This is a genomic window from Pseudomonas antarctica, from assembly GCF_900624995.1.
Classification (GTDB): Bacteria; Pseudomonadota; Gammaproteobacteria; order Pseudomonadales; family Pseudomonadaceae; genus Aquipseudomonas; species Aquipseudomonas antarctica.
Window position 1 is genome coordinate 69,022 of the sequence record NZ_UYXQ01000011.1, and the last position, 12,289, is coordinate 81,310.

The following is a 12,289-nucleotide window of genomic DNA, read 5'->3' on the forward strand; positions in this document are numbered from 1 at the left end:
CGTCGGATGTCGTTCAAGGAATTGATATGTCGCCCTGGCTGACGGTAGTAGGCATCGGTGAAGACGGCTTCAAGGGGCTGGGCAGAAACGCCCGGCACGCCTTGTTGCGCGCCTCCCGGATTATAGGCGGCCAGCGTCAGTTGGACCTGTTGCCGGTGTGTATTCGTGGCGAGCGTCAGTTGTGGCCTAGCCCGTTTTCCCTGGCGCCGGTGCTGACGCGGCGCGGCGAGCCTGTGTGCGTGCTGGCCAGCGGCGACCCGATGTTCTATGGCGTGGGCGCCAGTTTGGCGCGGCAGGTGGCGGCTGAAGAGTTGCTGATTTTGCCGGCGCCGTCGTCGGTGTCGCTGGCAGCGGCGCGATTGGGCTGGCCGTTGCAGGAAGTGGTGACATTGTCAGTGGTCGCGCGGCCGCTGGCGGCGCTGAATGCGCATTTGGCCAGTGGCGTGCGGCTGCTGGTGTTGAGCAATGACGGGCGCAGCCCTGCGGCGATTGCCGCGCTATTGGTTGATTCAGGGTTTGGACCCAGCCGGTTGACGGTGTTTGAACACTTAGGCGGCGCGGATGAACAGCGTATCGACGGACTGGCCCAGTCATGGGAGCACACCTCGGTCGCCGATTTGAACGTGGTCGCCATCGACTGCGTGGCCGACGTCAACACGCCACGCCTGTCGCGCCTCGCCGGTCTGCCCGATTCGGCCTTCAAACACGACGGCCAACTGACCAAGCGCGATGTGCGCGCCATGACCCTCGCGCGCCTGGCGCCGATGCCCGGCGAATTGCTCTGGGATGTGGGCGCGGGCAGCGGCTCTATCGGCATCGAATGGATGCGCACTCACCCGAGCTGCCGTGCGTTGGCGATTGAAGCCGATGCGGGTCGCCAAAGCCTGATCGAACAGAACCGCGACGCCCTCGGCGTGCCCGGTTTGCACCTGATTCGTGGCAAGGCTCCGGACCTATTACACGGTTTGGAAGCGCCCGACGCGATCTTCATCGGCGGCGGCGTCACCCGCGAAGGCGTGCTCGACACCTGCTGGCAGCAACTGCGGCCCGGCGGCCGCTTGGTGGCGAATGCCGTGACCCTGCAAAGCGAAATGACCCTGATGGCCTGGCGCGCGGAGCACGGCGGCGAGCTGACTCGCATTCATGTGGCGCAGGCCCAGCCGTTGGGTGAGTTCGACACCTGGCGCCAGGCGCTGCCGATCACCTTGCTGGAAGTGATCAAGCCGCTATGAAACGCATCTTGTTGTTGGGCGGCGTGACGGAGGCTCTGGCGATTGCCCGTACTTTGGGCCCGGAGCACATCTATAGCCTGGCGGGCGTGGGCCGCGTACCGACGGACCTCACATGCCAGGTGCGTGTTGGCGGTTATGGTGGCGTTGAGGGCCTCGTGCAGTTTGTCCGTGAGGAACACATCAGCCTGATTCTCGACGCCACCCATCCCTATGCAGCTCAGATCAGCCGGAATGCTGCCGAGGCTGCAACGTTGTCCGGCATCCCTTGCTGGGCGTTGCGCCGCCCGGCGTGGCAACCGCATGCGGGCGATGACTGGCGTGAGGTCAGTGATTGGGCCGAGCTGGCTGAAGCGTTGAAACCCTTCAAGCGGCCGTTGTTTACGCTGGGGCGCGAGCCATTGCAGCATCTCGACGAGATCCCCGCCGATCAGTTCTGGACGCTGCGCGCACTGGATGTGTACCCCGGCAATGCGCGCTGTGAAGTCATCGGTGCGCGTGGGCCGTTTCTGATCGAGGATGAGCGCGCGTTGTTTGAACGGCGTGGGATTGATGTGCTGATCAGCAAGAACAGCGGCAGTGCGGCCACTGAACCGAAGCTGGAAGTGGCGCGGGAGCTGGGAATGCCGGTGCTTGTATTGAAGCGTCCAGTGTTGGCTGCGGTAGATCGAGAGTTCACCGACGTGGCTGCGGTGCTACAGGCAGTCAACACGCTCTAAACTCCACCTTTCCAATGTGGCAGCGGGCTTGCCTGCGATGCAGACGGCTCGGTCTTCCAGTTAGGCCAAGGTGATGCCATCGCAGGCAAGCCAGCGCCCACAGGGTTCAACGCCACGCCGGATGTCGCGACCCGTCTGAAAGATTGGCAATCCGTGGTTCCCGACTATCATGAAGGCAACCACTGCGACACCAAACCACACCTGCGCTTTTTACTTATCCCTACCGATCAGGCTAAATACCCCCCTGATCATTTAACCCTACGGATTGTCCGCCATGGCCCGTCAACGCTTTGCAATTGTGTGGATCGCCTGCTTTGCAGTGCTGTTCAACGCCTTTGCCATGCCGATGGCCAGTGCGATGCAACAGTCCAGCGACCCCGTGCAGCAATTGCTGTGGGGCAGTTTCTGTTCATCCAATGGCGCCAGCCTGAAGACCATCGCCCTGGGCAAGCTGGACATTCCGGCGCCGCAGCAAGACGACCACTCCACCATGCAGCACTGCTGGTGTTGCTCGGGCTCACCGCCGCTGGTGGCCTTGCCGGGGCATGTGCCGCAGTTGTATGTCACACGGTTTGCGCCGGTGCAGAGCCTGCCGGCGCCGTCACTGCAAGCCCCAACCCCGCGCCAGCAATGGCCGAGCCTCAACCCGCGCGCCTCTCCGACGGTCTGATTTCTTCGCAAGTGAACTGCGTTTAGAACCGTTCTGGAGAACTGCCATGCTCAAATCTTCCCTGCTTCTGGCTGCGTTGCTGCTGCCGGTGTGTGTTGCTGCCAATGCCGATGACTACAAGGCCGGCGACTTGCTGGTCAGCGATCCCTGGTCTCAGGAATTGCCGCCCAATGCGCCGACCGTCGCGGCGTATTTTGTGATTCATAACACCGGGGAAACGCCGGACCGCTTACTTAGCGTCGAGACGCCTGTGGCGGACAAGGCCGAACTGCATGAGCATGTGATGCAGGGCGACCTGATGAAGATGCAACAAGTGCCCAGTGTTGCCGTACCGGCCAAGGGTGATTTGACCTTCGCACCGATGGCTTATCACGTGATGCTGCTGGGCCTCAAAGACCGCAGCCTGCTGGCCGATGGCAAGCAATTCCCACTGACCCTGACGTTCGAAAAAGCCGGCAAGGTTGAAGTGGAAGTCTCGGTTCAAAAAATGCCGCCGATGGCGGGCCACGAGCCTATGCACGCTCAATAGGCCAACCTCGATGGGCGCCCCTCGCGCCAGGTTATCCGCGCAGCGCCGCAAGCCCATGGGCTTGATGCGCGGCAGTTGGATCAGCCTGTTCGCCATGCTGATGATTTTTATCGGTCCGCTGATTTCCCAAGCGATGCCGATGGATCATCACGCCGGTATGTCGATGGAAATGTCCATGGACATGCCCAGTTGCCATGGCGACGCACCGCAACACAGCCCCCCCCCTGACGAGCACCACGTGCTTTGGGAAAAGTGCGGCTATTGCAGCCTGCTCTTCAGTTGCCCGGCCCTGCCCGGCAGCGTGTCCTACGCCACCCTCGGTACCCCGCCGCCAGCCAACGCCCTCACCCCCCCCCCCCGCCTGGGCCATGCCCGGCAGAGCATCTTCCCCGGCGCCCCCAGTCGCCCCCCCCCATCACCTCGTAAACCCTTTACCCCCCCCCCACACCGGCCGACTTTAGACAGACAGCCGCAGGCTGCTGGCCGTGTTGTTTACGATTGATTGATGGAATTTTTCATGTCCAGGTTTTCTGCTGACACCCGTTTGGGATCTACCTCTGTTCTGGCCGTGCTGTGTGGCGCCTTGCTGGCGCCCCACGCACAGGCTGAGGATCACGAATTGAGCCCCACGGTAATCACCGCGATTGCCGCCAGCTCGCCGCTGACCGTAATCACCAACCCCAAAGACCCGCGCCAACCGGTGCCCGCCAGCGATGGCGGCGACTACCTCAAGACCATCCCCGGCTTTGCCCTGGTGCGCAACGGCGGCACCAATGGCGACCCGGTGCTGCGCGGCATGTTCGGCTCGCGCCTGAATATCCTCACCAACGGCGGCATGATGCTCGGCGCCTGCCCCGGCCGGATGGATGCGCCCACCTCGTATATCTCGCCGGAGACCTACGACAAGCTGACCGTGATCAAAGGCCCGCAAACCGTGCTCTGGGGCCCGGGCGCCTCGGCCGGCACCATCCTGTTCGAGCGTGAGCCGGAGCAGTTCGGCGAACTGGGCACACGGGTCAACGCCAGCGTGCTGGCCGGTTCCAACGGGCGCTTCGACAAAGTCATCGATGCCGCCGCCGGCGGGCCGCTGGGCTATGTGCGGGTGATCGGTAACCAAGCGCATGCCGATGACTACAAGGATGGCAACAACGACACCGTCGCCTCGCGCTACGACAAATGGAACGGCGACGTCGCGGTCGGTTTCACACCCGACGCCGACACCCTGCTGGAACTCACCGTCGGCCGTGGCGATGGTGAAGCGCGCTACGCCGGGCGTGGCATGGACGGTTCGCAGTTCTTGCGCGAAAGCCTGGGCCTGCGTTTCGAGAAGTCCAATATCGGCGAGGTGCTGGATAAGGTCGAGGCCCAGGTCTACTACAACTACGCCGACCATGTGATGGACAACTACAGCCTGCGCACGCCGTCGGGCACCGGGATGATGGCCGGGCCCATGGCCTCCAACGTCGACCGCCGCACCCTCGGCGCGCGGATCAAGGCCACTTGGCGCTGGGCCGATGTGCAGTTGATCAGCGGCCTGGATGCGCAGACCAACGAGCACCGCCAACGCAGCAGCATGGGCATCGACACCTACAAGAATCTGCCGCGCAACAAAGACGCCAACTTCCACAACTACGGGGTGTTCGGCGAACTGACCTGGTACGCCGCCGACCGCGATCGTCTGATCACCGGTGCGCGCCTGGACCGTGCCTCGGCCAAGGATTTTCGCCAGCGCACGGGCTCAGGAATGATGTCGCGCCCCAACCCGACCGCCGACAACACCCGCGCCGACACCCTGCCGTCAGGCTTTTTGCGTTATGAGCATGACTTGGCCGACAGCCCGACCACCGTCTACGCCGGGCTGGGCCACGCCGAACGCTTCCCGGATTACTGGGAGCTGTTTTCGCCAAAAACCGGCGCGAGCGGTTCGGTGAATGCCTTCGATGGCGTGAAGCCGGAAAAGACCACCCAACTCGACTTCGGCGCGCAGTACAAAACCGCCGATGTGGAAGCCTGGGCCTCGGCTTATATCGGCCAGGTACGCGACTTTATCCTGTTCGATTACAAGCCCGGCATGATGGGCACCACCTCCCAGGCGCGTAACGTCGATGCACGGATCATGGGCGGCGAACTGGGTGCAGCCTACAAGCTGACGCGCAACTGGAAGGCCGACGCCAGCCTCGCCTACGCCTGGGGCAAGAACAGCAGCGACGGCAAAGCGCTGCCGCAAATGCCACCGCTGGACGCCCGTTTCGGCCTGACCTACAGCGAAGACGACTGGAGCGCCGGTGCCTTGTGGCGCGTAGTCGCGGCGCAAAACCGCATCGACCAAAACAAGGGCAACGTGGTCGGTAAAGACTTCGACAAGAGCGGCGGCTTTGGCGTGTTCTCGCTGAACGCGGCGTACCGCATCAACAAAAACTTCAAGGTCAGCACCGGCGTCGACAACCTCTTCGGCAAGGCCTACGCCGAGCACCTGAACCTGGCCGGTAACGCAGGCTTCGGCTACCCGGTCAACGACCCGCAAGCCATCAAGGAACCGGGGCGCACGCTCTGGACCAAGGTGGACATGAGCTTCTAACCGCATCGCGGGCAAGTCGAATCGTCGCACCGCCGCTCCCACAGTTGAAATACATTCCCCTGTGGGAGCGGCGGTGCGACTTGCCCGCGATGGCTGCATAACTGACAAAAATTTTTAAAGCCTTTGCGGAGCACCTGATGACCACTCAAAAGATTTCCTTCTACAACCTGGCCTGGCGTTGGCACTTCTACGCAGGGCTATTCGTCGCCCCTTTCATGGTGCTGCTGGCCCTCACCGGCATCATCTACCTGTTCAAACCCCAGCTCGACCCGCTGATGTATGGCGACCTGCTCAAGGTGCAAAGCGCCGAGCACGCATTGAGTGCCGACGAACAATTGCAACGCGCCCAGGCGGCCTTTCCCCAAGGCAAGATCAGCAAATATCTGCCGCCTGCCGACGCTACCAGCAGCGCGCAATTCGTGATGCATCACGACGGGCGCGAAGTGACGGTATTCGTCGATCCGTATCGCGGCACCGTGCTTGGCGAACAGGATTCCAAATACAACCTGCAAGCCATCGCCCGCGCGTTGCACGGTGAGCTGATGATCGGCACCGTCGGCGATCGCCTGGTGGAACTCGCCGCCGGTTGGGGCGTGATGCTGGTGGTGTCCGGCCTGTACCTGTGGTGGCCGCGCGGCAAGTCGTCGGCCGGGGTCTTGTGGCCGCGATTTAACACACGTGGCCGGGTGTTCTGGCGCGATATGCACGCGGTCGCCGGCTTCTGGGGCGCGGCCTTTTTACTGGTGATGCTGCTCAGCGGCATGACCTGGACCGGCTTCTGGGGCAAGCAATACGCCGAGCTGTGGAATACCTTCCCGGCGGCGATGTGGAACAACGTGCCGCAGTCCGATCAGCAGGCCCGCGTGCTCAATACCGCCAGCCAGCAAACCGTGCCCTGGGCCATGGAAAACACGCCGATGCCCATGTCCGGCGACCACGCCGAACACATGAACCACGGCGCCATGCACTCTGGCCCGGCCGCCCCCACCGTGCGCCTGCAACACGTGGTCGACCTGGCCAACGCACGTAAGGTCGAGCCCGGCTACAGCATCACCTTCCCCACCACCGCCGAAGGCGTGTTCACCATCGCGGTATTCGCCAACGACCCACGCAATGACGCCACCCTGCACGTGGACCAATACACCGGCAAGGTTCTCGCCGATGTGCGCTGGGAACACTACAACACCGTCGCCCGTGCTACTGAGACCGGTGTGATGCTGCATGAAGGCAAGATGTTCGGCTGGGTCAATCAACTGATCGTGTTGATGATTTGCTTGATGATTCTGCTCAGCGCCGTCAGTGGCGTGGTGATCTGGTGGAAGCGTCGGCCCGTGGGAGGTTTGGGTGTTCCGCCGCTGCGCCATGACCTGCCGAAGTGGAAAACCGCGATGGTGATCATGCTCGGGCTGGCGATTATCTTCCCGCTGGTGGGCGCGTCGTTGATCGTGGTGTGGGTATTGGATCGTCTGGTGTTGGCGCGTTTTTTCAACCCACGTGAATCTGCCTCAGGTTCTGCATGAAGCAGGCGAGATGCCCACGGCAGAGCCCTTCTGTAGCCTTGCGCGACTTTCGTCGCGCAGCCAATAAGTGTTAACTTATAACACTTTGTGCGTTATCGTTGCTCGCCGCGCCCTGCGGCGAGCACACCCCTCATAAAGCGATTGATCGACTGATGAACAAGTACCTAGCGTGTGGCGTGTGCCTGCTCGCCCTGCACAACAGCGCCCACGCCCTGACCCTGCCCGCCAGCCCCGTGACTGCACCCGCCGTGGATGACGAGCGCGTCGACCTGAACACCCCGACCACTGCCGGCTCGCGCCTGAACCTCACGGCCCTGCAGACGCCCGGCAGTGTCGAGAGCCAGACCGGCGCGAAAATCCGCGAACGCGGCGACGCCAGTGTGCAGGACGCCATCTCCCGTGCCACCGGCATCAGCCGCATCGGCACACCAGGCGATGGCGGCACGTCGTTGCAGGCACGTGGTTTTACCGGGCAGAGTTCGGTCATGCAGCTGTACGACGGCAACCGCATGTACACCGGCATGGGCACCTCGACCTTCCCGGTGGACACCTGGGCGGTGGAGCGCGTGGATGTCCTGCGCGGCCCGGCTTCGGTGCTGTATGGCGAAGGCGCCACGGGTGCGGTGGTCAATACGCTCTCGAAAAAGCCCTTCACCGGCGACATCGAAAACCATATCCGCCTGGGCTACGGCTCGTATGACCACCAGCAGCAAGCCCTGGACAGCGGCGGCTCGCTGACCGACACCCTGAGCTACCGCCTGAACCTCAACCGCCTGCGCAGCAACGGTTTCATCGACCGTGGCGACTCCAGCAGTGACTTCGTCAGCGCCGCCTTGCGCTGGCAACCGGCTGACAACCTGAGCTTCACCCTGGCCAGCGACTACGGCGACCAGCGCCCACAGAATTATTTCGGCACACCGCTGCTCAACGGCCAATTGCACAAGAGCCTGCGCGACAAGAACTACAACGTCAGCAACGACACCCTGCACTACAACGATCAGTGGACGCGGCTGACCAGCGAGTGGCAACTCAACGACAACATCAGCGCCACCAACGAGCTGTACTACCTGAAAAACCAGCGCCGTTGGCGGAACGCCGAGAACTACAACTTCACCAACGGCCAACTGACCCGCAGCGCTAACTTCGGCATCAAGCACAATCAGGAACAGGTGGGCGACCGCCAGACTTTCACCTTCAAGCACAGGCTGTTTGGCCTCGACAGCCAGACCGTGGCCGGTGTGGAATACAACCGCATCCGCTTGCGCCTTGCCAGCAACTCGCCCTTTGACGACGTGCTTAAAAACGGCCAGCCGATCGACCTGTACCACCCGGCGCCAGCTGCGTTTCAAAGCCAAGACCCGTTTAAACCGGTGTTCGCCACCACCACTAAAACAGTCGCCGGCTTTGCCGAAAACCGCTTGCAGCTCACCGACCAACTGGCGCTGATCACCGGTATTCGCCGCGACTACGCACACATCGACCGCGATGATTTGCGCGATGGCAGCCAGTCCGACAAAACCCTCACCGGCAACAACTGGAAGGCCGGCTTGGTCTACGCGATCACCGCAGACACCTCGGTCTACGGCCAGTACGCCACCAGCACCGATGGCGTCGGCGGCCTGATCTCCTTGAGCCCGGGCCAGCAGCAGTTCGACCTGTCCACGGCCAAGCAAACCGAAATGGGCATCAAGCAGGCGTTCTGGGACCACCGTGGCGAATGGACGTTGGCGGCCTACCACATCGTTAAAAAGAAACTGCTCACCGACGTCCCGGGCGACCCGGACCTCAAGCAGCAGGTTGGCCAGCAATCCTCCAACGGTCTGGAAGCCAGCCTCGACCTGCAACTGCCCAACGCCTGGCAGCTGCAAGCCAATGCCGCCATCGTGCGTGCGCAGTACGACGATTTCAAACAGGACGTCGCCGGCGTGCAGGTATCGCGCGACGGCAACCGCCCAGTGGACGTACCGCGCCGCACCGCCAACCTGTGGCTGAGCCAGGCCGTGACTGACAACATCCGCGCCGGCGCTGGCGTGCGCTACGTCGATGCGCGTTACGCCGACATGGCCAACCAGAACAAGCTGCCGAGCTACACCGTGGTCGATGCCAGCGTCTCCTGGAAGGCGCTGCACAACACCACCCTGGGCCTGCAACTGAGCAACCTGTTTGACCGTACCTACGCCGTCAGCCAATACAACGATGGCCAACAGTGGATCCTCGGTGAACCGCGCTCGTTTTTCGTCACGGCGGACTACACCTTTTAACCGAGACACCCCATTCCAATTGTGTTGAACAAGAGAACATTGATGACCTCACTCACCCTCACCGAGCTGGCCTGGACACCACCGGGTCACGACCACTGCGTGCACCGGTTCCAGCTGCGTGACGCCAGCCTGTTGGTCGGTGCGGGGGAGTTTGTCGGGCTGATCGGGCCCAATGGCAGCGGCAAGACCAGCCTGTTGCGCTGTGCTTATCGCTTCAGCAAACCGGAACACGGCGACGTGCAACTCGAACACCAGAATGTGTGGAAGCAAAGCGCCAAATGGTGCGCGCAACGCATCGCCGTGGTGCTGCAGGAGTTCCCCGACGCTTTCGGCTTGCGCGTGGATGAAGTGGTCGCCATGGGCCGCACGCCCCACAAGGGTTTGTTCGACAACGACACGCTGCACGACCAGCAGCTTGTTCGCAGCGCGCTAGCCTCGGTGGGCATGCAGGACTTCGAAGACCATGCCTTCGCTACCCTGTCCGGCGGTGAGAAACAACGCGTGATCCTGGCCCGTGCCCTCGCCCAGCAACCGCAACTGCTGATCCTCGACGAACCGACCAACCACCTCGACCCGCGCTATCAGCTGGAACTGCTGCGGCTGGTCAAGCGTTTGAACATCGCCACCCTGGCCAGCATCCACGACCTGAACTTGGCCGCCGCCTTCTGTGATCGCCTGTACGTGATCAACCACGGGCGCATCGTTGCCAGCGGCACACCCCACGAGGTACTGACCGTCGCGTTGCTGCGCGATGTGTTTGCCGTCGAAGCCCTGATCGACACTCACCCCTTGTCCGGCTACCCCCGAATCACCTGGATAACCCAACCATGATCCTGCGCGCCCTGCTGTCTCTCGCCCTGTTGCTGGGCACTGCTCAAGCGTTTGCCCAAGCGACCCATTACCCCGTGACCGTCAAAAGCTGCAACCGCGACGTCACCTTTCAGAAAGCACCGCAGCACGCGGTCAGTCATGACATCAACATGACCCAGATGATGCTCGCGCTGGGACTCAAGCCAAACATGGCCGGCTACAGCGGCGTGACCGGCTGGAAGTCGGTGACGCCCGAAATGGCCGAGATCCTCGACGGCCTGCCGGAACTGGCGAGCAAGTACCCGTCGGTGGAAACCCTGCTCAATGCCAACGTGGATTTTTTCTTTGCTGGCTGGGATTACGGCATGCGCGTGGGCGGCGACCTCACGCCGCAAACCCTGCAACCTTTGGGCATCAACGTGTACGAGCTGACAGAATCGTGCGCATTTGTAATGAAGCGCCCAGCCGCCACGCTGGATGACACCTATAACGACTTGCGCAATCTGGGCAAGATCTTCGATGTGCAGGACCGGGCCAATGCGCTGATTGCACAGATGCAGGCGCAAGTGGCCGAGGTGCAAAAAGACCTGCCCGCCGATACGCCGCGCGTGTTCCTGTATGACAGCGGTGAAGACCGCGCCATGACCTCCGGGCGCCTGGGCATGCCGCAAGCACTGATCAGCGCCGCTGGCGGGCGCAACATCCTCGATGATATCGACGCCAGCTGGACACGCGTCAATTGGGAAACCGTGGTGGAACGCAACCCGCAGGTGATCGTGATCGTCGACTACAGCGAAATCACCGCCGCACAGAAAGAACAATTCTTGCTGGATAACCCGGCTCTGCAATCGGTGGACGCGATCAAGAACCAGCGTTTTATCGTGATCCCGTATGTGCAGGCCACGCCGGGTATCGACAATGTGCTGGCGGTGGAAACCCTGGCCAAGGGGTTTCACGGCGAATGATCAACCGTCGCTACGCCCTGTTGTTGTGTGCCCTTGGCGCGCTGTTGCTGGTCTCTTGCGTGATCTCACTGGGATTCGGTTCGGCGCGGGTGCCGGTGGACGTGGTGTGGCGGATTTTGCTGAACAAGGCCTTCGGCTTCGGTGAGGTGAACTGGAGCACCGGTCAGGAGCATATCGTATGGTTGATCCGTGTGCCGCGCATGCTGCTCGGCGCGCTGGTGGGCGCCGGGCTGGCGTTGATCGGCGCAGTATTGCAGGCCGTCACGCGTAACCCCCTGGCCGACCCGCACCTGCTTGGCGTGACCTCCGGCGCCACGCTGGGCGCGGTGATCGTGGTGTTGCATGTGGGGGAAGTCATCGGCCTGCTGACCCTGCCTATCGCGGCGTTTATCGGCGCGATGCTGAGCATGCTGGTAGTACTGGCGGTGGCCAGCCGCAATGGCCGGCTGGAAAGCGATCGCCTGTTGCTGTGCGGCGTGGCCGTGTCGTTCGTAATGATGGCGGCAGCCAACCTGCTGCTGTTTCTGGGCGACCACCGCGCCGCCTCGGCGGTGATGTTCTGGATGCTCGGCGGCCTGGGTCTTGCTCGCTGGGAACTGCTGGCGATCCCCGCCGCGACAGTGCTGCTGGGATTATTGCTGCTGCTGGGCATGGCGCGGCCGTTGAATGCGTTGATGGCCGGCGAGCAAACCGCCGTGACCCTGGGCCTGAACGCGCGCAACGTGCGGCTCAAGGTGTTTCTGATCGCCTCCTTGATGACCGGCGTGCTGGTCTCCATCAGCGGCTCCATCGGCTTTGTCGGCCTGATGGTGCCGCACATCGCCCGACGTCTGGTGGGCGCCGAGCACCGTCGATTGCTGCCGGTGTGCGTGCTGCTGGGCAGTGTGTTCCTGGTGTGGGTCGACGTCGCGGCACGCACCCTGATCGCCCCCGAAGACCTGCCCATAGGCGTGGCGACGGCGGCGATTGGCGGGCTGTTTTTTATCGGTTTGATGCGCAAGCGTTGAG

Annotated in this window: 10 protein-coding genes and 1 pseudogene; all 11 read left to right on the plus strand. The window is 62.6% G+C overall.

The window, feature by feature from the left end; genetic code table 11:
* Nucleotides 1-26 precede the first annotated feature (26 nt).
* The 11 genes and pseudogenes from cbiE (at nt 27) to E0F99_RS10380 (ending at nt 12,288) form a co-directional block, all read left to right on the plus strand.
* Nucleotides 27-1,232 (plus strand): precorrin-6y C5,15-methyltransferase (decarboxylating) subunit CbiE, encoded by a 1,206-nt coding sequence (gene cbiE, locus E0F99_RS10330; protein WP_083355481.1) that lies wholly within the window; start codon nt 27-29, stop codon nt 1,230-1,232.
* The gene (locus tag E0F99_RS10335; RefSeq protein WP_083355482.1) at nt 1,229-1,948 is read left to right on the plus strand and encodes a cobalt-precorrin-6A reductase; all 720 of its coding nucleotides are present in this window, start codon (nt 1,229-1,231) and stop codon (nt 1,946-1,948) included. Before cbiE ends, E0F99_RS10335 begins: the two co-directional genes overlap by 4 nt.
* Nucleotides 1,949-2,222: 274 nt before the next feature.
* The gene (locus E0F99_RS10340; RefSeq protein WP_083355483.1) at nt 2,223-2,618 is read left to right on the plus strand and encodes a DUF2946 domain-containing protein; all 396 of its coding nucleotides are present in this window, start codon (nt 2,223-2,225) and stop codon (nt 2,616-2,618) included.
* Nucleotides 2,619-2,664: 46 nt separating this feature from the next.
* Complete coding sequence (locus E0F99_RS10345) at nt 2,665-3,147, plus strand: copper chaperone PCu(A)C (RefSeq protein WP_083355484.1); 483 nt, start codon at nt 2,665-2,667, stop codon at nt 3,145-3,147.
* A gap of 64 nt (nt 3,148-3,211) precedes the next feature.
* Nucleotides 3,212-3,562, plus strand: a pseudogene (locus E0F99_RS10350) (DUF2946 domain-containing protein); the annotation flags it as partial.
* Between the two features lie 102 nt (nt 3,563-3,664).
* On the plus strand, nt 3,665-5,725 hold the full coding sequence (locus E0F99_RS10355; protein ID WP_083355485.1) for a TonB-dependent copper receptor: 2,061 nt from the start codon (nt 3,665-3,667) through the stop codon (nt 5,723-5,725).
* Between the two features lie 137 nt (nt 5,726-5,862).
* Nucleotides 5,863-7,245, plus strand: a complete 1,383-nt coding sequence (locus E0F99_RS10360; protein WP_083355486.1) for a PepSY-associated TM helix domain-containing protein — start codon at nt 5,863-5,865, stop codon at nt 7,243-7,245.
* Nucleotides 7,246-7,397: 152 nt separating this feature from the next.
* The gene (locus E0F99_RS10365; RefSeq protein ID WP_083355487.1) at nt 7,398-9,506 is read left to right on the plus strand and encodes a TonB-dependent receptor; all 2,109 of its coding nucleotides are present in this window, start codon (nt 7,398-7,400) and stop codon (nt 9,504-9,506) included.
* Nucleotides 9,507-9,548: 42 nt separating this feature from the next.
* Nucleotides 9,549-10,337: an ABC transporter ATP-binding protein gene (locus E0F99_RS10370; protein WP_083355488.1), complete on the plus strand. Its 789-nt coding sequence runs from the start codon at nt 9,549-9,551 to the stop codon at nt 10,335-10,337.
* Nucleotides 10,334-11,281 (plus strand): ABC transporter substrate-binding protein, encoded by a 948-nt coding sequence (locus tag E0F99_RS10375; protein ID WP_083355489.1) that lies wholly within the window; start codon nt 10,334-10,336, stop codon nt 11,279-11,281. Before E0F99_RS10370 ends, E0F99_RS10375 begins: the two co-directional genes overlap by 4 nt.
* A complete protein-coding gene (locus E0F99_RS10380; RefSeq protein WP_083355490.1) occupies nt 11,278-12,288 on the plus strand; it encodes a FecCD family ABC transporter permease in 1,011 nt (336 codons plus the stop codon). Before E0F99_RS10375 ends, E0F99_RS10380 begins: the two co-directional genes overlap by 4 nt.
* Nucleotide 12,289: the final 1 nt, after the last annotated feature.